The 20,447-nt window shown below is 67.9% G+C and carries 19 protein-coding genes, 3 tRNA genes and 1 pseudogene; 12 read left to right on the top strand and 11 right to left on the bottom strand.

Translation table 11 applies throughout. The features are described from left to right. Nucleotides 1–243: pseudogene (locus QZ749_RS18495) on the top strand (hypothetical protein); the annotation flags it as partial. 84 nt (nt 244–327) lie between these two features. Here QZ749_RS18495 and QZ749_RS18490 read toward each other — a convergent pair. From QZ749_RS18490 to QZ749_RS18480, 3 genes are read right to left on the bottom strand one after another with little or no spacing between them, the layout of a single operon-like run. Then, nucleotides 328–1,275 (bottom strand): alpha/beta fold hydrolase, encoded by a 948-nt coding sequence (locus QZ749_RS18490; RefSeq protein ID WP_296949716.1) that lies wholly within the window; start codon nt 1,273–1,275, stop codon nt 328–330. Further along, nucleotides 1,272–1,475: a helix-turn-helix transcriptional regulator gene (locus QZ749_RS18485; RefSeq protein ID WP_296949713.1), complete on the bottom strand. Its 204-nt coding sequence runs from the start codon at nt 1,473–1,475 to the stop codon at nt 1,272–1,274. The genes QZ749_RS18490 and QZ749_RS18485 overlap by 4 nt, the downstream gene beginning before the upstream one ends. Beyond that, entirely contained in the window at nt 1,472–1,882 is a 411-nt protein-coding gene (locus QZ749_RS18480; RefSeq protein ID WP_296949712.1) for a hypothetical protein, read from the bottom strand. The genes QZ749_RS18485 and QZ749_RS18480 overlap by 4 nt, the downstream gene beginning before the upstream one ends. 139 nt (nt 1,883–2,021) lie before the next feature. Between QZ749_RS18480 and QZ749_RS18475 the strand changes: the two genes are divergently transcribed. Continuing rightward, nucleotides 2,022–3,266: a TIGR03862 family flavoprotein gene (locus QZ749_RS18475; protein WP_296949709.1), complete on the top strand. Its 1,245-nt coding sequence runs from the start codon at nt 2,022–2,024 to the stop codon at nt 3,264–3,266. Nucleotides 3,267–3,302: 36 nt separating this feature from the next. Here the strand turns inward: QZ749_RS18475 and QZ749_RS18470 are convergent, their stop codons facing one another. From QZ749_RS18470 to hpnC, 6 genes are all read right to left on the bottom strand, one after another. Further along, complete coding sequence (locus QZ749_RS18470) at nt 3,303–4,109, bottom strand: head GIN domain-containing protein (protein WP_296949707.1); 807 nt, start codon at nt 4,107–4,109, stop codon at nt 3,303–3,305. Nucleotides 4,110–4,118: 9 nt separating this feature from the next. Beyond that, nucleotides 4,119–4,943 (bottom strand): DUF1700 domain-containing protein, encoded by an 825-nt coding sequence (locus tag QZ749_RS18465; RefSeq protein WP_296949705.1) that lies wholly within the window; start codon nt 4,941–4,943, stop codon nt 4,119–4,121. A 19-nt stretch (nt 4,944–4,962) separates the two neighbouring features. After that, nucleotides 4,963–5,112, bottom strand: a complete 150-nt coding sequence (locus tag QZ749_RS18460) for a hypothetical protein (RefSeq protein ID WP_296949703.1) — start codon at nt 5,110–5,112, stop codon at nt 4,963–4,965. Between the two features lie 138 nt (nt 5,113–5,250). After that, the gene (hpnE, locus tag QZ749_RS18455) at nt 5,251–6,669 is read right to left on the bottom strand and encodes a hydroxysqualene dehydroxylase HpnE (RefSeq protein WP_296949701.1); all 1,419 of its coding nucleotides are present in this window, start codon (nt 6,667–6,669) and stop codon (nt 5,251–5,253) included. Then, on the bottom strand, nt 6,656–7,489 hold the full coding sequence (gene hpnD, locus QZ749_RS18450) for a presqualene diphosphate synthase HpnD (RefSeq protein ID WP_296949699.1): 834 nt from the start codon (nt 7,487–7,489) through the stop codon (nt 6,656–6,658). The genes hpnE and hpnD overlap by 14 nt, the downstream gene beginning before the upstream one ends. A gap of 91 nt (nt 7,490–7,580) precedes the next feature. Continuing rightward, a complete protein-coding gene (gene hpnC / locus QZ749_RS18445; RefSeq protein ID WP_296949697.1) occupies nt 7,581–8,390 on the bottom strand; it encodes a squalene synthase HpnC in 810 nt (269 codons plus the stop codon). A gap of 377 nt (nt 8,391–8,767) precedes the next feature. Here hpnC and QZ749_RS18440 point away from each other — a divergent pair. The 9 genes from QZ749_RS18440 (at nt 8,768) to QZ749_RS18400 (ending at nt 17,778) form a co-directional block, all read left to right on the top strand. Continuing rightward, nucleotides 8,768–8,854: transfer RNA gene (locus tag QZ749_RS18440), tRNA-Leu, on the top strand. 31 nt (nt 8,855–8,885) lie between these two features. After that, nucleotides 8,886–10,226, top strand: coding sequence for a trigger factor (tig, locus tag QZ749_RS18435; protein ID WP_296949695.1), 1,341 nt, complete (start codon nt 8,886–8,888; stop codon nt 10,224–10,226). A 74-nt stretch (nt 10,227–10,300) separates the two neighbouring features. Further along, the gene (clpP, locus tag QZ749_RS18430; RefSeq protein WP_373896836.1) at nt 10,301–10,918 is read left to right on the top strand and encodes an ATP-dependent Clp endopeptidase proteolytic subunit ClpP; all 618 of its coding nucleotides are present in this window, start codon (nt 10,301–10,303) and stop codon (nt 10,916–10,918) included. Nucleotides 10,919–11,078: 160 nt separating this feature from the next. Then, nucleotides 11,079–12,347: an ATP-dependent Clp protease ATP-binding subunit ClpX gene (gene clpX, locus QZ749_RS18425; RefSeq protein ID WP_296949692.1), complete on the top strand. Its 1,269-nt coding sequence runs from the start codon at nt 11,079–11,081 to the stop codon at nt 12,345–12,347. Between the two features lie 267 nt (nt 12,348–12,614). After that, nucleotides 12,615–15,020, top strand: a complete 2,406-nt coding sequence (gene lon / locus QZ749_RS18420; protein WP_296949690.1) for an endopeptidase La — start codon at nt 12,615–12,617, stop codon at nt 15,018–15,020. A 212-nt stretch (nt 15,021–15,232) separates the two neighbouring features. After that, nucleotides 15,233–15,544: an HU family DNA-binding protein gene (locus QZ749_RS18415; protein ID WP_296949688.1), complete on the top strand. Its 312-nt coding sequence runs from the start codon at nt 15,233–15,235 to the stop codon at nt 15,542–15,544. 45 nt (nt 15,545–15,589) lie between these two features. After that, nucleotides 15,590–15,666: transfer RNA gene (locus QZ749_RS18410), tRNA-Asp, on the top strand. Nucleotides 15,667–15,708: 42 nt separating this feature from the next. Beyond that, a tRNA-Asp gene (locus QZ749_RS18405) sits at nt 15,709–15,785 on the top strand. An 82-nt stretch (nt 15,786–15,867) separates the two neighbouring features. Next, entirely contained in the window at nt 15,868–17,778 is a 1,911-nt protein-coding gene (locus tag QZ749_RS18400) for a SurA N-terminal domain-containing protein (RefSeq protein ID WP_296949687.1), read from the top strand. A gap of 209 nt (nt 17,779–17,987) precedes the next feature. Here QZ749_RS18400 and mnmH read toward each other — a convergent pair whose 3' ends face one another. Together mnmH and QZ749_RS18390 are read right to left on the bottom strand one after the other, a co-directional pair. After that, nucleotides 17,988–19,043, bottom strand: a complete 1,056-nt coding sequence (gene mnmH, locus QZ749_RS18395; RefSeq protein WP_296949686.1) for a tRNA 2-selenouridine(34) synthase MnmH — start codon at nt 19,041–19,043, stop codon at nt 17,988–17,990. Continuing rightward, nucleotides 19,043–19,681 (bottom strand): arylesterase, encoded by a 639-nt coding sequence (locus QZ749_RS18390; protein ID WP_296949684.1) that lies wholly within the window; start codon nt 19,679–19,681, stop codon nt 19,043–19,045. Before QZ749_RS18390 ends, mnmH begins: the two co-directional genes overlap by 1 nt. On the opposite strand from QZ749_RS18390, the gene QZ749_RS18385 reads away from it, so the two are divergent. After that, the gene (locus QZ749_RS18385; RefSeq protein ID WP_296949682.1) at nt 19,680–20,417 is read left to right on the top strand and encodes an ABC transporter ATP-binding protein; all 738 of its coding nucleotides are present in this window, start codon (nt 19,680–19,682) and stop codon (nt 20,415–20,417) included. The two genes, QZ749_RS18390 and QZ749_RS18385, sit on opposite strands and share 2 nt — an antisense overlap. Nucleotides 20,418–20,447: the final 30 nt, after the last annotated feature.

The raw sequence follows: 20,447 nt of genomic DNA, 5'->3' as shown, positions 1-20,447 counted from the left end.
CACGAGGCGGTCAACCTGCGGGCGGGCATCCGCACGCGCGGCGCGATCCACCTGCAGAACGTGAACGGCTGGCACAGCCGTTTCAAGACCTGGCTGCTGCGCTTTCGCGGCGTGGCCAGCCGTTACCTGATCGACTACTCGGGCTGGCAGCGGATACTGGACGACAAACGGCTGACGACGCCGGCGCTGCTCTTGCGGGCAGCGGTCCAGTTCGGCAAGCGGGTGGACAGGAAACACAATTAACGCGAACAGCGCCATGTAGAACGCGACCGGGCGGTCGCGTCACGAAAAATCGGCCGTCGGACGAGCCGGCGCCCGTCGCGCTGCCTACAGGCCGCCCAGGAAGGCCCGGATCGCCGCGTTGACCTGCTCCGGTTGGTCGAACATCGCGAAGTGGCGCGCCGGCGCGATCGCCGCCACGCGCACGTTCGGCACACCCTCGACCAGGGCGCTGTAGTACTCGGTCTTGGCCAGCTGGCTGACGTTCTGCTGCTGGCTGTCGAGGTCGAAGTAGGGCGCCAGCACCAGCACCGGCACGGCGATGTCCTTCAGGCCGGGGCGCAGGTCGAGCGCCAGGACTTCCGCCGTGTAGCGGCCGACCGAAGCCGGGTCGCTGCGCGCCGTCAACTGCGCGAGCGCGTCGGCCTTGTCCATGTCGAGCACGCCGATGGTGCGCATATAGCCCTGCTGCTGCTGGGCGAAGTGCTCCGGCCTGACGCCGGCCAGGCGCGCGCGCAGCGCGGCCGCCTGCTGTTCGCGCTGCTGCGGCGTGCTGTCCTCGGTGCCGGGGAACACCGGCAGGCCATCGATGCTGACCAGGCCGCCCAGCGCCTGCGGGCGTTCCTCGGCCAGCGCGAAGCCCAGGATGCCGCCCAGGCTGTGGCCGACCAGCACCGGCTTGTCCAGGCGGCGCTGGTCGACCAGCTTCTCGATGGCGGCGCGGGCGCCGGCGAACGGCGCCGGGCCGGCCGGCGGGCGGCCGTCGAAGCCGGGCAGCGTCAGCACGTACAGCACGTGGTCGGCGGCGAAGGCGCGGATCGTGTCCTGCCATACCCAGCTGCCGCTGGCCAGGCCGGGCACCAGGATCAGCGGGCGGCCGCGGCTGCCGTGGCGCTCGACCAGCACGCCGTCGATCTCGAAGCGCTCGGCCGGCGCGATGGCGGCGGCGTAGCGGTTCGGCGCGGGGGCGTCCGCGGCGGGGGCGGCAACGGCGGCGCCGGCGGCGCCGATGGCGGCGGCGCACAGCAGGGCGGTGGTGATGCGGCGGACGTTCATGGGGTCTCCTCGTCGGGGAAAAAGATGGTTTCGATGGCCTGTCCGAACAGGCGTGCGATGGCGAAGGCGAGCGGCAGGCTCGGGTCGTACCTGCCGGACTCGATGGCGATGACGGTCTGGCGCGACACGTCCAGCAGCTCGGCCAGGTGGGCCTGGCTCCAGCCGTGCGCGCCGCGCAGTTCGCGGATCCGGTTCCTCATCGGCCCGGGCGGCAGCGCAACAGGGTCACGAGGGCGAGGCTGCCGGCCATGACGATCCAGACCGTGAACATCGACAGGCGCGGGAAGCCGGCCGTCTCCAGGAAGCCGTAGCTGAAGGTGAGCGCGGCGGAGATGGCGAAGGCCAGGCCGATCGACTCGAGCAGGCGGCGGCGCTGGTATTCGTCGATGCGGGCCACGTGGCGCGCCACGGCGCGGATCATCAGCGCGAAGCCGAGCATCGGCGCCAGCAGCACCGCGGTGCGCAGCCAGCCGTCTTCCAGCGGCCGGCCGAAGCGGATCGACGCCGCCAGCAGCACCGCGTAGACGGCGAGCGCCGTCCACAGTTCGACCGTATAGGCCTTGCCCACCCGCCGCTCATGCTGACCATGCCGTCCACGCTGTTCCATGCCGTCCTCCCGGGTTGAATGTAAAGTATGCTTTACATCGTAGGACGGACCGGCGCCGATGTCAAGGCCCCTTTACATCGCAAAGGAGCGGCCTTCTCGACTACAATGCACGTCCTTCGCATCCACCGCAGCCAACGCCATGACCTCGACCCTTGATACCACCCGCCGCGCCATCGTCGTCGGCGGCGGACCCGCCGGCCTGATGGCGGCCGAAGTCCTGGCGGCGGGCGGCGTCGCGGTCGACCTGTACGATGCGATGCCCTCCGTGGGGCGCAAGTTCCTGCTGGCCGGCAAGGGCGGCATGAACATCACGCATGCGGAGCCCTATGCCGATTTCGTCGGCCGCTACGGCGCGCGCCGCGCCGAGGTGGGCGCCTGGCTGGCCGGGTTCGGCCCGGACGCGGTGCGCGCCTGGATCCACGCGCTCGGCATCGAGACCTTCGTCGGCACGTCCGGACGCGTGTTCCCGACCGACATGAAGGCCGCGCCGCTGCTGCGCGCCTGGCTGCACCGGCTGCGCGAGGCCGGCGTGCGCTTGCACATGCGCCACCGCTGGCTGGGCTGGCGCGACGGCGGCCTGGTGTTCGCGACGCCGGACGGCGAGCGCGTCGAGCGCGCGGATGCGACCGTGCTGGCGCTGGGCGGCGCCAGCTGGGCGCGGCTCGGCTCGGACGGCGCCTGGGCGCCGCTGCTGGCGCAGCGCGGCGTCGACGTGGCCCCGCTGGTGCCGGCCAACTGCGGCTTCGACGCCGACTGGAGCGCGCACTTCGCCGCGCGCCACGCGGGCGCGCCGCTGGCGACGGCGGCGCTCTCGCTGGAGGACGTCGACGGCCGCAGGTGGTCGCGCAAGGGCCAGTTCGTGGTCACCGCGACCGGCATCGAGGGCAGCCTGGTGTATGCGCTGGCGGCGCCGATCCGCGAGCGCATCGCGCGCGACGGCCAGGCCATGGTCCACCTGGACCTGCTGCCCGACCACGACGCCGGCCGGGTGCGGGACGAGGTGGCGCGCCCGCGCGGCCCCCGTTCGCTGGCCAGCCACCTGCAGAGCCGCCTCGGGATCAAGGGCGTGAAGTCCGGCCTGCTGCACGAATGCCTGTCGAAGGAAGCCCATGCCGATCCGGTGCGGCTGGCGCGCGCCATCAAGGCGCTGCCGCTGGTGCTGCGCCGCCCGCGTCCGATCGACGAGGCGATCAGCAGCGCGGGCGGGGTGCGCTTCGAGGCGCTCGACGCGGCCGGCATGGTCAAGGCGCTGCCGGGGGTGTTCGTGGCGGGCGAGATGGTCGACTGGGAGGCGCCGACCGGGGGCTACCTGCTGACGGCGTGCTTCGCCGGCGCGCGCGCGGCCGGGCAGGGCGCGCTGGCGTGGATGGGGCGCGCCGGTTGAGGCGAGCGTCCGGGCCGCGAACGTCGCCCGCGGCCGTCAATCCTGGAAGGTCACGCCGCCGCTGCCGTGCCGCGTCACGCTGCGCTCGTCCGGGTTGCCGTAGACGGTGACGGCGCCGCTGCCCGCCAGCTCCACGTGCGCCGTGCGGCGCGCGTACAGGGCGCTGCTGCCGGAGCCCTGGTGCTCCAGGCGGGCCTCGTCGGCGCGCAGGTGGCGGGCGTCGAGTTCGCCGGAGCCGCGCGTCGTGGCGTCCAGTTCGCGCGCCGCGCCCACCAGCGTCAGCTGGCCCGAGCCGAGGATCTCGGCCTGCACCTTGTCGCTGTTGCCGCCCGTGACTTCCATGGCGCCGCTGCCGTGGATCGTGGCCTGGATCTCGCGGTAGCGGCCGTTGAAGCGCACCTGTCCCGATCCGCCCAGCATCAGTTCGATGCGTTCGCCGGCGAAGCCGCTGACGACCTGTTCTCCGCTGCCGTTCACGCTCAGGCGCTCCAGCGACGGCATCGTCACCGTGACCTCGATCGGCTGGCGGTGGCGCAGCAGGATGCCGCGGGGGCCGATGTGCAGGGTGTCGCCGTCGACCGAGGTATCGATGTTGGCCAGCAGGCGCTGCTCGCCGCGCACTTCCAGCGCCGGCACCGGGCCCTGGCGCAGCGTCAGGTTGATCGGGCCGCTGGCGTCCACCGCGATGGCGCCGGAGAACGGCCGCTTGTCGCTGGCGACCAGGCGGCTGCCGGGGCTGGACGGGCCGCTGATGCCCTGGGCGCGCAGCATGCTGTAGGACACGCCGATCAGCAGGACCGCGATCAGCAGGAGGGCGAAGCCGATCTTCAACAGGGAACGCATGCGGCTTCCTCAGCTGCCCTTGAGCAGCGAACGGTTCATCTGCAGGTAGCGCTTCAGGCCCACCCAGGTATAGCGCGTCACCACCAGCGCGGCCAGGCACAGCGCGATCCCGCCTAGCACCATGGCGATGCCCAGCAGCGTCTGCGTGGTGCGCGATTCGGCATCCATGTCGGTGCTGATGCGCAGCGTGCTGTCGGCCACGGCCTCGGCGCCGCGCAGCACGCGCGAGTCGCGCGCCGGTTCGTCGTCGGCGGCGTCGCCCTCGGCATGCGCGTCGGCGGTGGCGCCCGCGCTCGCAGCGGCAGCGCGCGCCGCGCCGCGGGGACGGTCCTGGCGCACGTTGATGCCGTGGTCGCCGATGACGATGCGGGTCTGGCGCTCGCCATGGCCGTCCTCGTCCAGCGCCGCCAGGCGGCTCGGCCAGTCGAGCACGAGCTCGTTGGCGCCGGCCAGGCCGCTGGCCGTGGTGGCGATGCCGGCCAGGTAGAAGCACAGCGCGCACACGTACAGCGCGAACAGCAGCGCCGAGTAGACGATCGCCGGCACGATCATGAACAGGTTGAAGATCGCCAGGCCGGCGGCGGACACCAGCACGCGCAGCGTGCGCGCCGGATGCTTGCGCTCGGCCAGCGTGTTCATGTGCGCGCTGGCGCGCAAGGTCATCGCGATCTTGCGCGGATCGTCCAGCTCGGCCGCCACGTCCGCCTCGCTGCGGCCGGCGATGGCGCCGTCGACGAAGCGTTGTTCGTAGTAGGCCAGCGTCCTGGCCTGGACGTCCGGCGCCAGGCCCAGCATGGCGCGCTTGAGCGCGTCGAGGTAGTCCAGTTTGCCCATGGTCAGCGTCCGCCCGCGCTCAGTTCCTGCCGATCGACGGCAGCGCGTTCAGGGCCGGATGCGGGGCGGCGTCCGGGCCGAGCAGCAGGCGCGGGTGGACCAGCGCGGCGGTGGCCAGCGCCACGACGGCCAGCAGTGCGAGGGTGCGCAAGCCCAGTGCCATGTTCATTTGCATTTCCGTACACACGTTGTTCGATGCTGCCACTGTACGGCGCGCATCCGCCGGACGCCACCGGCGTGCGACGGACTGCGCATTTGGCGGGCCAGGCTGCCCTGGGGCGCGACAGCCCGGAGTGCGCCGGCGGCATCATGCGGGGCTTCCCGGCGCGCCCGGGCGTGCGACCTGGCGCGCCGCCGCGACGCCGCTGCGCACGGCGGACTCCAGCGTCGCCGGATACGCGCCGGCCGTGTAGTCGCCGGCCAGCGCCAGCCCGGCGAGGCCGGTCGCATTGCCGGGGCGCTGCAGGCCGGGCGCGCAGGCGAAGGTCGCGCGCTTTTCCGTGACGACGCGGCTCCAGGCGGACGCGGCCAGGGCGGGCATGCCGAACACGCCCGCCAGCTGGGCGGCGACGGCCGCCGCCAGCGCCTCCCGGGGCAGCGCCGCGGCGTCGCCGGCGGCGCTGACGACCACGGCCAGCAGGCCGTCCTGGCCGGCGTCGAGCTGGCCGCGGTCGAAGGCGAACTGGCCCCACAGGCCTTCGGCGGGCGCGTCGAGCAGGGCGCAGAACGGCAGCGGCAGGCGCGTGCCGGCGGCGTACTGCAGGTAGACGGTCGAAATGGGTTCGTAGGCGAAGGCGTCGAGCTGTTGCGCCACCGGCGCCATGCCGGGCAGTGCGCGCACCAGCGCCGCGGCCTGCCAGGGTGCGGTGGCCACCACGACGGCATCGAAGCGCGCGTCGGCGCCGTTGACGGTCACGCACCAGCCGCCGCCGCCGTCCGTGCCTGCGCGGTCCATGTCGCCGCCGATGCCGCCCTCCATGACGACGCGCGCGATGTCCCGGACCCGGCTGCCCAGCGCCACGTGCGCGCCGCGCCGTTCCAGCCAGGCGCGCGCGGCGTCGGGGAACAGCGCGTCGAGCGGCAGGCGCGGCAACAGCATGTCGGAGGCGGCGCGGCGCGCGCCCAGGCTGTCGCGCAGCACCGCCAGGAAGACCTTGGCGGAGGCGCGCTCGGGCGGCGTGTTCAGGGCGGCGATGCACAGCGGCGCCCACAGCAGGCGCTGCACGCGCGGCGTCTGGTCGAAGCGCTGCAGCAGTTCGCTCACGCTGCAATCGCGATGGAGCTGCCAGCCCATCCAGCGCGCGCTGGTGGTGAAGCGCGCCAGCGCCAGCTTGTCCTCGCGCGCCAGGCCGCGCGCGCGCAGCAGGGCGGCGAGCATGTGCAGCGGCGCCGGCAGGCGCGGCGCGACGAAGTCCAGCAAGCCGCTGGCGGGCGGGTAGCGCATCTGCAGCGGCAGGCGCAGGAAGGCCGCGCGCGGGTCGACGCCGACGCGGCGCAGCAGCGCCAGCGTGTCGCGGTAGGCGCCCAGCAGGATGTGCTGGCCGTTGTCCAGCGCGCGGCCGTCGAGCTGCACGGCGCGGGCGCGCCCGCCCAGCGTGCGCGCGGCCTCGTACAGCACCACCGCGCAGCCGGCGTCGGCCAGTTCGACCGCCGCGGCGCAGCCCGCCCAGCCGCCGCCGATGACGGCGACGCGGCGGCGGCCGGCGCCGTCCTCAGTTCCGGACATAGGTCTTCCACGCCAGCCACAGCTTGCGCAGCGGCGTCAGCGAGATCTTTTGCGTGAGCACGTGGTAGCCGTCGCGCTCGATCTCATCGAGCAGCGTGCGGTAGATCGCGGCCATCATCAGGCCCGGGCGCTGGGCGCGCCGGTCGGCCTTCGGCAGCAGCGCGAAGGCTTCGTCGTAGGTCGCCTGGGCGCGCCGGGCCTGGAAGCGCATCAGCGCCTCGAACTTCTCGCCGTGGCGCGCGTTCAGGATGTCGGCGGCGGTCACGCCGAACTGCTGCAGCTCGTTGACGGGCAGGTAGATCCGGCCCTTGCGCGCATCCTCGCCGACGTCGCGGATGATGTTGGTGAGCTGGAAGGCCAGGCCCAGCTTTTCCGCGTACTCCAGCGTCTTCGGATCGCTGGCGCCGAAGATGCTGGCCGACAGGATGCCGACCACGCCGGCCACGTGCCAGCAGTACTTGCGCAGGCCCGGATAGTCGAGGTAGCGCGACTGGTCCAGGTCCATCTCCATGCCGTCGACGATGGCCTGCAGGTGCGCCTCCTTGAGGTCGTAGGCCTGCAGGTGCGGCAGCAGGGCCTGCGTCACCGGATGCGTCGGCGCGCCCTTGACCATGGCGGCCAGCTCGGTGCGCCACCACGCCAGCTTGATGCGCGCGACGGCGCCGTCGCTGGTCTCGTCGACGGTGTCGTCGACCTCCCGGCAGAACGCGTACAGCGCCGTGATCGCGCGCCGGCGCTCGGGCGGCAGGAACAGGAAGCTGTAGTAGAAACTCGAGCCGCTTTGTACGGTCTTTTGCTGGCAGTATTCGTCGGGGGACATAGAAAAAATTACAAATTTCGCGGGCACAAGGCCGCTATCTTAGCCGATGCCGCCCCTCGCGGGACAGCCCGGCGGTTTTGCCGCGCCTGCGTCACATGCGGATGGCGCGCCAGCCGACCGCGATCCAGTCGGTGCGCTTGAGCTGGGGGCGGCGCCGGAACACGTCGTAGCGTACCCGCTCGATCGCTTCCAGGATGCGCAGGCCGCCCTGCACGACCAGCCGCAATTCCCAGCCGACGCGCCCCGGGAGGCGGGTCGCCAGCGGCGCGCCCTGCAGCATCAGGGCGCGCGCCCGCTCGACCTCGAAGCCCATCAGCGCGCGCCATGCCGGGCCGGTACGGCCGTGCAAGACCGCGTCCTCGCTCACGCCGAAGCGCGCCAGGTCTTCCTGCGGCAGGTAGATGCGGCCCTTGTCGATGTCCACCCCCACGTCCTGCCAGAAGTTGATCAGCTGGAGCGCCGTGCAGATGGCGTCGGATTCGCGCAGGCTGGCCTCGTCGCCGACGTCGTACAGGCCCAGCATCAGCCGGCCGACCGGGTTGGCCGAGCGCCGGCAGTAGTCGCGCAGCGACGCAAAGTCGGGATAGCGGGTGGTGACGACGTCCTGGCGGAACGCGCTGAGCAGGTCGCGCAGCGGCTGCTGCGGCAGCCGGTACTGCCGCAGCACGGCGGCCAGGCGCGCGAACATCGGGTCGGCGGGCGCGCGGCCGGCGGCGATGGCGTCCAGTTGCGCCTCGTAGGCCCGCAGCGCGGCCAGGCGCTCGGCCGGCGCGGCGTCGCCTTCGTCGGCCAGGTCGTCGGCGCTGCGCGCGAACGCGTAGATCGCCTCGACCGCCGGGACCAGGCGGCGCGGCAGCAGGACCGAGGCGACGGGGAAGTTTTCGTAATGGTCGACGGCCATCCGGTGTCGTGTGCTTTCCTGGGCGAGTGACTCGTGAGTCGGTGTGTTGAGCGAGATGCCGGGATTATATGGCTTCGGCAAGTCCATGGCCATTTGCCGCCTTCCCGCACGGCCTGGGCGCCGGCGCCGAATATCCCCGCACGTCTTCGGGTTATTTCCTAAATCCTTGAAATTGCGCGAGAAAATGGCCGAGCCGGCGCAAACGCGGCCATAAACCGCGTTCCGGCGGCGCGCACGGATTAAAAATCGCCCAATCGTGTCAGAAAATCCAGTAAAATACCGTGTTGAAGTTGTAGCCCCTAAACAAGCTCGCAGCGCAGGGCGGCCGGTTTCACTGTCGGGCGCCCTTTGTTTTTGTGGTATATGCAGCATCCTGAGCGAGGATGGCGAAATTGGTAGACGCACCAGGTTTAGGTCCTGACGCCAGCAATGGTGTGGGGGTTCGAGTCCCCCTCCTCGCACCACGAATAATTATTTTTTTGGACGATTTTTACAATGGCAACTGCAGTCGAAAACCTGGGTAAACTCGAGCGTCGCTTGACGATCTCTTTTCCGCTGAGCGACGTTCGTACGGAAGTTGAAAAGCGCCTCAAGAAGCAGGCCAAGACCGCACGCGCTCCGGGCTTCCGTCCGGGCAAGGTGCCGCTGAAGATGGTCGCCGCCCAGTACGGCTACCAGATCGAATCCGACGTCCTGAACGACAAGGTCGGCCAGGCGTTCAACGATGCCGCCAACGAAGCGCAGCTGCGCGTGGCCGGCATGCCGAAAATCGAACCGAAGCAGGAAGCGGAAGAGGGCATGCTGGCCTTCGACGCCACCTTCGAAGTGTACCCGGAAGTCGCGCTGCCGGCCCTGGAAGGCATCGAAGTCGAGACCGTCAAGACCGACGTGTCGGACGCCGAGATCGACAAGACCATCGACATCCTGCGCAAGCAGCGCGTCCACTACCACACCAAGGGTGAGGCGGGCGAGCACGGCGACGGCGGCGAAGCCGTGGCCGCCAACGGCGACCGCGTGACCGTCGACTTCGTCGGCACCATCGACGGCGTCGAATTCGCCGGCGGCAAGGCCGACGACTACGCGTTCGTGCTGGGCGAAGGCCGCATGCTGCCGGAATTCGAAGCCGCGACCGTCGGCCTGAAAGTGGGCGAGAGCAAGACCTTCCCGCTGCCGTTCCCGGAAGACTACCATGGCAAGGACGTGGCCGGTAAGACCGCCGAGTTCACCATCACCCTGAAGAACCTGGAGTGGGCGCACCTGCCGGAAGTCGACGCCGAGTTCGCCAAGTCGCTGGGCATCGAAGACGGCAGCGTCGAGAAGATGCGCGACGACATCAAGGTCAACCTGGAGCGCGAAGTCGGCGCCCGCATCAAGGCCCGCAACAAGGAAGCCGTGATGGACGCCCTGGTCAAGCACACCGAGATGGACGTGCCGAAGGTCATGGTCGAGCAGGACTCGCAGCGCCTGGCCGAGCAGACCCGCCAGGACATGGCCCAGCGCGGCATGGACGTCAAGAGCCTGCCGTTCCCGGCCGACCTGTTCGCCACCAAGGCCGAGCGCCGCGTGCGCCTGGGCCTGATCCTGTCGCAGCTGGTCGCCGACAACAACCTGCAGGCCACCTCGGAGCAGGTCAAGGCCCAGATCGAAGACTTCGCGCAGAGCTACGAAGATCCGAAGGAAGTCCTGAAGTACTACTACAGCGACCGTCGTCGCCTGGGCGAGATCGAAGCTCTTGTATTGGAAGAAAACGTCGTTAACTATGTGCTGGGCAAGGCAAAGGTGACGACCAAGGACATCGCCTTTGACGAACTGATGGGCAGCACCGCGCAAGCGTAAGCTTCCCAGGGACCCGGGCCGCTTCCGGGCGGCGCCGGGTTCCGTTAACTCTTGTTAAAAGGAAAATGACAGGTATGAATCGTAATCCGGCATTGGATACCCAAGCCCTCGGCCTCGTGCCGATGGTGATCGAGCAAAGCGGTCGCGGCGAGCGTGCCTACGACATCTACTCGCGCCTGCTGAAGGAGCGCGTGATCTTCCTGGTCGGTCCTGTCAACGACCAGATGGCCAACCTCATCGTGGCCCAGATGCTGTTCCTGGAAAGCGAGAATCCGGACAAGGACATCTCGCTGTACATCAACTCCCCGGGCGGTTCCGTGTCGGCCGGCCTGGCCATCTTCGACACCATGAACTTCATCAAGCCGGACGTGTCGACCCTGTGCACCGGCCTGGCCGCGTCGATGGGCGCGTTCCTGCTGGCCGCCGGCGCCAAGGGCAAGCGTTTCTCGCTGCCGAATTCGCGTGTCATGATCCACCAGCCGTCCGGCGGATCGCAGGGCATGGCGTCGGACATCGAGATCCAGGCCAAGGAAATCCTGTACCTGCGCGAACGCCTGGCCCGCATCATGGCCGACAATACCGGGCAGACCATCGAGCAGATCCACAAGGATACCGACCGCGACCGTTTCATGTCGGCGGAAGAGTCCGTGGAATACGGTTTGATCGACAAGGTGTTGACGAACCGCGGCTAAGCATCCGACCAGATGTTGGTTCAAGACGCCCGGGCGCGACAGCGTTGCGGGCGTTTTGTTTTCAAATCGGGTAGCATGGCGTGGTGCGCACCTGGTGCGCGCACTTGTTGCATCCTCGTATTAGCGTTATATTCATAGCAATTCAACTGAAACCTGCCCCATGTCAGACAAAAAATCCTCCAGCGGCGAAAAACTCCTGTACTGCTCGTTCTGCGGCAAGAGCCAGCACGAGGTGAAGAAGCTCATCGCGGGACCGTCGGTATTCATCTGCGACGAATGTATCGACCTGTGCAATGACATCATCCGCGACGAGACCTCGAATGTCGAGTCGGTGGCGGGTGCCAAGTCCGACCTGCCGACGCCGCACGAGATCGCCGAACTGCTCGACCAGTACGTGATCGGCCAGCAGACCGCCAAGCGCATCCTGTCGGTGGCCGTGTACAACCACTACAAGCGCCTGAAGCACATGGGCAAGAAGGACGAGGTCGAGCTGACCAAGAGCAATATCCTGCTCGTGGGTCCGACCGGTTCCGGCAAGACCCTGCTGGCCCAGACCCTGGCGCGCATGCTGAACGTCCCGTTCGTGATCGCCGACGCCACCACGCTGACCGAGGCCGGCTACGTGGGCGAGGACGTCGAGAACATCATCCAGAAGCTGCTGCAGAGCTGCAACTACGAAGTCGAGAAGGCGCAGCGCGGCATCGTCTACATCGACGAGATCGACAAGATCTCGCGCAAGTCCGACAACCCGTCGATCACGCGCGACGTCTCGGGCGAAGGCGTGCAGCAGGCGCTGCTCAAGCTCATCGAGGGCACCATGGCCTCGGTGCCGCCGCAGGGCGGCCGCAAGCACCCGAACCAGGATTTCGTGCAGATCGATACCACGAACATCCTGTTCATCTGCGGCGGCGCCTTCGACGGCCTGGCCAAGGTGATCCAGGACCGCTCCGAGAAATCGGGCATCGGCTTCGGCGCCAGCGTCAAGAGCCAGTCGCAGCGCTCGATTTCCGACGTGCTGCTGGAAGCGGAACCGGAAGACCTGATCAAGTTCGGCCTGATCCCCGAACTGGTCGGCCGCCTGCCGGTCGTCGCCACGCTGGCGGAGCTGACCGAGGATGCGCTGATCCAGATCCTGGTCGAGCCCAAGAACGCGCTGATCAAGCAGTATTCGAAGCTGCTCGACATGGAAGGCGCCGAGCTGGAAATCCGTCCGGCCGCCCTGCACGCCATCGCCAAGAAGGCGCTGGCGCGCAAGACCGGCGCGCGCGGCCTGCGTTCGATCCTGGAACATGCGCTGCTCGACGTGATGTACGAATTGCCGAGCCAGCAGAATGTCGTGAAAGTCGTGATCGATGAAAATACGATCACGAATGGCGCGAAACCTTTGCTGATTTACAGCGATGCGGCAAAAGCCGCGGGCGAAAATTAAAATTTCCGGGCGCACACACAACAAAGCGCTTGTCAGGTTGGGTTGAGGCGGTACAATCAATCTCAACAAAAGCACCAGGCTTCATTCGAAAAGCCACTCGCGACCAGTGTTGCGATGTGGCTTTTTTTATTTGAATGACGTGTTTTGTTGGATCGGCATCATTCGGAATAAGTTTATATTTTTCTTATAGAAAATTTTTATCCGGCCGGTCTTGTGTTTTGAGGGTGTGCTCCCAACATCGTCAACACGCTTTCTATAAGGTATGCCATGACAACTTCTAAATTGACCGAGCAAATGACGCTGCCCCTCCTGCCTTTGCGCGACGTGGTGGTGTTTCCGCATATGGTGATACCGCTGTTCGTCGGCCGCCCGAAATCGATCAAGGCACTCGAAGCCGCGATGGAACAGGGCAAGAGCATCATGCTCGCGGCCCAGAAGGCCGCCGCGAAGGACGAGCCGTCCGCCGCCGACATCTACGAGATCGGCTGCGTGGCCACGATCCTGCAAATGCTGAAGCTGCCCGACGGCACCGTGAAGGTGCTGGTCGAGGGCGCGCAGCGTGCCCGTATCAACCAGATCACCGACGGTCCGAGCCATTTCGTGGCCGACCTGTCCCCGATCAATTCGGAAATCGGCGACGATTCCGAAGTCGAGGCGATGCGCCGCGCGATCGTCCAGCAGTTCGACCAGTACGTCAAACTGAACAAGAAAATCCCGCCCGAGATCCTGGCGTCGCTGGCCGGCATCGACGACGCCGGCCGCCTGGCCGACACCGTGGCCGCCCACCTGCCGCTCAAGCTCGAGCAGAAGCAGGTGATCCTGGAGATCTTCAACGTCGCCAAGCGCCTGGAGCACCTGCTCGGCCAGCTGGAAGGCGAACTGGACATCCTGCAGGTCGAGAAGCGCATCCGCGGCCGCGTCAAGCGCCAGATGGAAAAGTCGCAGCGCGAGTACTACCTGAACGAGCAGGTCAAGGCGATCCAGAAGGAACTGGGCGAGGGCGAGGACGGCGCCGACATCGAGGAACTCGAGAAGAAGGTCGTCGCCGCCAAGATGCCGAAGGAAGCCCTCGAGAAGGCCATGGGCGAGATCAAGAAGCTCAAGATGATGTCGCCGATGTCGGCCGAAGCCACCGTCGTGCGCAACTACATCGACACGCTGGTCGGCCTGCCGTGGAAAAAGAAATCCAAGGTCACGATCGACCTGGAAAAGGCCCAGCAGGTGCTGGAAGCCGACCACTACGGCCTCGACAAGATCAAGGAACGCATCCTCGAGTACCTCGCGGTGCAGCAGCGCGTCGACAAGCTGAAGGCGCCGATCCTGTGCTTCGTCGGTCCTCCGGGCGTCGGCAAGACCTCGCTGGGCGAGTCGATCGCCCGCGCGACCGGCCGCAAGTACGTGCGCATGGCCCTGGGCGGCGTGCGTGACGAAGCCGAGATCCGCGGCCACCGCCGCACCTACATCGGCTCGATGCCGGGCAAGGTGCTGCAGTCGCTGACCAAGGTCGGCGTGCGCAATCCCCTGTTCCTGCTCGACGAGATCGACAAGATGGGCGCGGACTTCCGCGGCGATCCGTCCTCGGCCCTGCTCGAGGTGCTGGACCCGGCGCAGAACCACACGTTCAGCGACCACTACGTCGAAGTCGACTTCGACCTGTCGGACGTGATGTTCGTGGCGACGTCGAACTCGTTCAACATCCCGCCGGCCCTGCTGGACCGGATGGAAGTGATCCGCCTGTCGGGCTATACCGAGGACGAGAAGACCAGCATCGCGCAGCGCTACCTGCTGCCGAAGCAGATCAAGGCGAACGGCCTGCGGGAAGACGAGATCAAGGTGGAAGAGGGCGCGATCCGCGACATCATCCGCTACTACACCCGCGAAGCCGGCGTGCGTTCGCTCGAGCGCGAGATCTCGAAGATCTGCCGCAAGGTCGTCAAGATGCTGCTGCTGAAGAAGGACAACAAGCGCGTGATCGTGTCGGCCAAGAACCTGGACAAGTTCCTGGGCGTGCGCCGCTACGACTTCGGCGTGGCCGAGAAGCAGAACCAGGTCGGCCAGGTGGCGGGCCTGGCGTGGACCGAGGTGGGCGGCGACCTGCTGACCATCGAGGCCGTGCAGGTGCCGGGCAAGGGCGCCGTCATCCGTACCGGCACGCTGGGCGACGTGATGAAGGAGTCGATCGAGGCGGCGCGCACCGTGGTGCGTTCGCGTGCCCAGCGCCTGGGCATCAAGAACGAGGTGTTCGAGAAGACCGACATCCACATCCACCTTCCGGAAGGCGCCACGCCGAAGGACGGTCCGTCCGCCGGCATCGGCCTGACGACGGCGCTGGTGTCGGTGTTCACCGGCATCCCGGTCCGTGCCGACGTCGCCATGACGGGCGAGATCACGCTGCGCGGCGAAGTGCTGCCGATCGGCGGCCTGAAGGAAAAGCTGCTGGCGGCGCAGCGCGGCGGCATCAAGACCGTCCTGATCCCCGAGCAGAACGTGAAGGACCTGGCCGAGATCCCGGACAACGTCAAGAACAAGCTCGAGATCGTGCCGGTGCGCTGGATCGAGAAGGTGCTGGAAGTGGCGCTGGAACGCGAGCCGATGGCGCTGGCCGAGGTGCCCGAGGTGCCGGTGGCGCCGGCGGGCGCGACCGAAGGCCAGGGCGGCGTCGTCAAGCACTGAGCGCGTGAGCCTGCCGCGTCCCCGCGCGGGCGGGGACCCGATCCGCGGCGTCGTCGAGACGTTGCGGACCCCGGGTCCCCGCCTGCGCGGGGACGCTGTTTTTGTGGGGCCGGTGAGGGAATTCCGCCATCTTGTTGCCGCACAGAAGGATGTCGGCTTGACACAAAGCGTGGGCGGCTTGTCTAATACGCGCTTGCGGTTTTGCCCCAAGCATGGCGGACCGCCTCCAGAACGCACAACGAGGGAAAAGAGTGAACAAAACTGAACTGATCGAAGAAATCGCGAAGTCCGCGGACCTGACCAAAGCATCCGCGGCGCGCGCCCTCGACGCGATGATCGATGCCGTGACCACGACCCTGAAGAACAACGACAGCGTGACCCTGGTCGGCTTCGGCACCTTCAGCGTGGGCGAGCGCGCCGCGCGCACCGGCCGCGATCCGCGTACCAAGGAAGCCATCAAGATCAAGGCCGCCAAGGTCCCGAAATTTAAGGCTGGTAAAGCCCTGAAAGATGCAGTAAACTAATGCCTCTGTTGCGCTGAGGCGCAACGCGCAGTAGCAGTATTTCGTGGAGCGGTAGTTCAGTTGGTTAGAATACCGGCCTGTCACGCCGGGGGTCGCGGGTTCGAGCCCCGTCCGCTCCGCCAGCCAGTTTCGACGATTGGTCGGATTGCGAAATACAAGAATCTGGAGCGGTAGTTCAGTTGGTTAGAATACCGGCCTGTCACGCCGGGGGTCGCGGGTTCGAGCCCCGTCCGCTCCGCCAGATACTGAAAGAGAGGCGAACGAAAGTTCGCCTTTTTTTTTAGGGTTTTGAATAACGCATTTTCAACCTTGAATGGCTGACCATGTTTGAATTTATCCGCAAGCACCAGCGCCTCATGCAACTCCTGTTGCTGCTGCTGATCCTGCCATCCTTCGTCCTCGTCGGCGTGAGCAGCTACCAGGAGCGCGGCGCCGACAATGGCGTGGCGACCGTGGACGGGAAAAAGATCACCCAGCAGGAATGGGAAGAGGCGCAGCGCCGCCAGATCGACCAGGCCCGCCAGATGATGGGCGCGCAGTTCGACCAGAAGCTGTTCGACACGCCGGAATCGAAGCAGGCGATCCTCGACCAGCTGGTGGCCGAGCGCGCCATCAACGCCGAAGTCGCGCGCAGCCACCTGACGGTGGGCGACGCCGCGATCCAGAAGGCGATCCTGGACATCCAGGCCTTCCGCAAGGCCGACGGCAGCTTCGACATGGACCAGTACAAGGCCGCGCTGGCCGCCCAGGGCATGACCCCGGAGATGTTCGACGCGCGCATGCGCCACGACATGGCCGTGCAGCAGCTGGCCGGCTCGATCAGCCAGACCGCGTTCGCGCCGCGCACCGTCTCGAACCGCCTGTCCGACATCAACGACCAGGAGCGCGAAGTCCAGGAGATCGTGTTCCCGCTCGCCGCCTACGCCGCCCAGGTCAAGGTCACCGACGACATGGTCAAGGCCTACTACGAGAAGAACGGCGCGCGCTTCCAGGTGCCGGAAACCGTCAAGGCCGAATACGTCGTGTTCGATGCGGCCGCCGTGGAAAAGCAGGTGAGCGTGAGCGACGCCGAGGTCGCCGACGCCTACAACAAGAACAAGGCCCGCTTCACCACGCCGGAAAAGCGCAGCGCCAGCCACATCCTGTTCAACGTGGCGCGCGACGCCAAGCCGGCCGACGATGCCGCCGCCAAGGCCAAGGCCGAAGCCGCGCTGGCCGAGGTGCGCAAGAACCCGGGCGACTTCGCGAAGGTCGCCAGGGCGCAGTCGCAGGATCCCGGCTCGGCCGAGCTGGGCGGCGACCTGGGCGTGGTCGAGAAGGGCGTGTTCGTCAAGCCCGTCGAGGACGCGATCTATGCGCTCAAGGAAGGCGAGACGAGCAACCTGGTGCGTTCGGAATTCGGCTACCACATCATCAAGGTCACCAAGATCGTCCCGTCCACGCAGAAGTCGCTGGACGAAGCCAAGCCGGAGATCGTGGCCGAGCTGAAGAAGACCAAGCTGTCCGCCAAGTACACCGAGCTGGCCGAGGCCTTCTCGAACACCGTGTACGAGCAGGCCGACAGCCTGAAGCCGGTGGCCGACAAGCTGGGCCTCCAGATCCAGGTCGCTGACGGCCTGACCCGCACGCCGAACCCGGCGCTGGGCGCCTCGCCGGTGAATAACGACAAGTTCCTGAAGGCGATCTTCTCGAGCGACGCGATCAAGAACAAGCGCAATACCGAAGCCGTCGAGATCGCGCCGAGCACCCTGGTGGCCGGCCGCGTCGTCGAGTTCAAGCCGGCGAGCAAGCGTCCGCTGGCCGAGGTCGACGCGCAGATCCGCCAGGCGGTCGCGCAGGAAGAGGCGCTGCGCCTGGCCAGGCAGGCCGGCGAAGCCAAGCTGGCCGCCGCCAGGGGCGGCGACGTCGCCGGCTTCGGCGAGGCGAAGGTCGTGTCGCGCACCAAGCAGCCGCCGTTCAACGAGACCGCCGCGCTGGCCGTGCTGAAGGCCGACACGAGCAAGCTGCCGGCCTACGTCGGCGTCGAGGTGCCGGGCCAGGGCTATGGCGTGTACCGCATCGCCAAGGTGACCCAGCCGGCCCAGCCGGACCAGGCGCGCCGCAAGCAGGAAGCCGAGCAGATCGGCCGCGCCGTCGGCGGCGCCGAGACCTACGGCTACATCGAGGCGCTCAAGCAGAAGGCCAAGGCCAAGGTGACCGCGAAGGCGGCGGACCTGGGCAACCGCGCGGAGTAATCCCGGCGCCCCAAGCGAAAAGCCCGGCCGCGTCAGCGGGCCGGGCTTTTTTTTCGTGGTCGGTCATGGTGCGCTCCCCGAGTCCCGTAGGGTGGACGGCTGTGCCGTCCACGCGTTCGACGCACCGGCGCGCCGTGATGCCTGCTGATCGATGCAAACGTTGCTGGACGCGTGGACGGCATAGCCGTCCACCCTACGGCGTCATCGTGTCAGCCGCGATGCAAATGCCGCGCCGCCGCCAGGAAGTCTTCCGGCGCGATCCCGCCCAGCTCCAGCGCCTCGGCCTGCGGGTACTGCGTGAAATTGCGGTCGATCGATTTCAGGTAGGCCGGATCGTAGTGCGCCACCAGCAGCTGGTCGACCAGTTCCGCCATCCGCCCGGTCGTTGCCAGCGCGTGCCAGGCGTCGATGCGGGCGCGCCCGTGCAACTGCACCAGGTGTTCCAGCTGCGCGTTGAGCGCCGACGGGTCGCGCACGAAATGCTGGTAATCCTCCACCAGCAGCGCCACGCGCCGCGCTTGCGACAGCTGCAGCGCGATGCAGGGCGAGGCGCGCATGCGTTCCATCAGCGCGCCCGGCACGCGCAGGTTGCCGACCTTCTTGCTCTCGGATTCCACGAACACCGGCCGCGCCGGATCGAAGCGGCGCAGGCGGTCCCAGACGGCCGTCTCGAAGGCCTTCTGCGACGGCTGCGGCTCGCCCGGCAGGTGGCCCAGCACGGAGCCGCGGTGCGCCGCCAGGCGCTCCAGGTCGAGCACCTGGGCGCCGATCGACGCCAGGGTCTCGAGCAGGCGGCTCTTGCCGCTGCCGGTGGTGCCGCAGATCACGCGCAGGTCGAGCGCCGGCGCGCGCTCCAGGTCGGCCGCCACGTAGGCGCGGAAGTCCTTGTAGCCGCCTTCGAGCTGCACGACCGGCCAGCCGATCTTGGCGAAGATCAACGCCATCGAGCCGCTGCGGTTGCCGCCGCGCCAGCAGTAGACGAGCGGCTTCCAGTCCTTCGGCTTGTCCGCGAAGCGCGTCTCGATGTGGCGCGCGATATTGGCGGCGACCAGCGGCGCGCCCAGCTTCTTGGCCTCGAAGGCGCCGACCTGCTTGTAGGTGGTGCCGACCAGGATGCGCTGGGCGTCGTCGAGCACCGGGCAGTTGATCGCGCCGGGCAGGTGGTCGAGTGCGAACTCGGATTCGCTGCGCGCGTCGATGATGGTGTCGAAGTCGTCGAGGGTCGGCAGGATGGTCTCGAAGTTCAGGACTGCAGGATATTTCATTATTGCTTGATCAGGGTGGCCAGCTGCGGCCAGATGTTGTCGAGGATGGTGGGGTGGGCGTTCGCCAGCGGGTGCATGCGATCGGCCTGGAAATTGCTCATGTCCTGGGCCACGCCGTCCAGCATGAAGGGGACGAGGGCGACCTTCGACTGCGTCGCCAGCTGCCGGTACATGCCGGCAAAGCGCTCGGTGTAGGCGCGGCCGTAGTTGGGCGGCATCTGCATGCCGACCAGCAGCACGCGGGCCTTGTTCTGCTGCGCCAGGCCGATCATCGTGCGCAGGTTGTCCTGGGCCGCGGCCACCGGCAGGCCGCGCAGGCCATCGTTGGCGCCCAGTTCGAGCACGACGACGCTGGGCTTGTGCTGCTGCAGCAGGGCCGGCAGGCGGGTGCGGCCGCCGCTGGTGGTCTCGCCGCTGATGCTGGCGTTGACGACGCGGGCGTCGATCTTCTGCGCCTTCAGGCGCTGCTCCAGCAGGGCCACCCAGCCGCTGCCGCGGGCGATGCCGTATTCGGCCGACAGGCTGTCGCCCACCACCAGTACGGTTTTTGGTGCAGAATAGGCACTTCCGGCGGCGGCGAGCGCGTACAGCGCAACGGCCGCGAACGCCCACTTCTTGAACTTGAAACGATTCAGCATGCGTGATAATCCCGAGGCTTCCAAAGACGAATCGACCGCGGCGGGCGGTCGCAGGCCGGCGATCGACGTGATCGGCCTGTCGAAGCGGGTGGCGGACGCCAGCGGCGAACTCACCATCCTGCACGAGGTGGATTTTACCGTGCAACCGGCCGAGACGCTCGCCCTCGTCGGCGCCTCCGGCTCCGGCAAGTCGACGCTGCTCGGCCTGCTGGCCGGCCTGGACACGCCGTCGACCGGCAAGGTGCTGCTGGACGGCACCGACATCTTCGCCCTCGACGAGGATGGCCGCGCCGCCTTCCGCAAGGCCAAGCTGGGCTTCGTGTTCCAGTCGTTCCAGCTGCTGGCGCACCTGAGCGCGCTGGAAAACGTGATGCTGCCGCTCGAACTGCGCGGCGACGGCGAGGCGCGCGCCAAGGCGCAGGCGATGCTGGGCCGGGTGGGGCTGTCCGGCCGCCTGCATCACTATCCCAAGTACCTGTCCGGCGGCGAGCAGCAGCGCGTGGCGCTGGCGCGCGCCTTCGTCACCGAGCCGCCGCTGCTGTTCGCCGACGAGCCGACCGGCAGCCTCGACGCCGCCACCGGCGAGGCCGTCACGCAGCTGATGTTCGAACTGAACCGCGAACGCGGCTCGACCCTCGTGCTGGTCACGCACGATCCGGCGATGGCGGCGCGCTGCGGCCGCACGCTCACCATCGCGGCCGGCCGCCTGGTCGACCGCCACGGCGTGCCGGGCTAGCCGCGACGCCGGCCGCCAGCCAGGCCGGCC

The organism is uncultured Massilia sp. (assembly GCF_913773735.1).
Classification (GTDB): Bacteria; Pseudomonadota; Gammaproteobacteria; order Burkholderiales; family Burkholderiaceae_D; genus Telluria.
The sequence above is the reverse complement of the archived record's forward strand: the minus strand, read 5'-3'. Positions and strand labels throughout refer to the sequence as shown.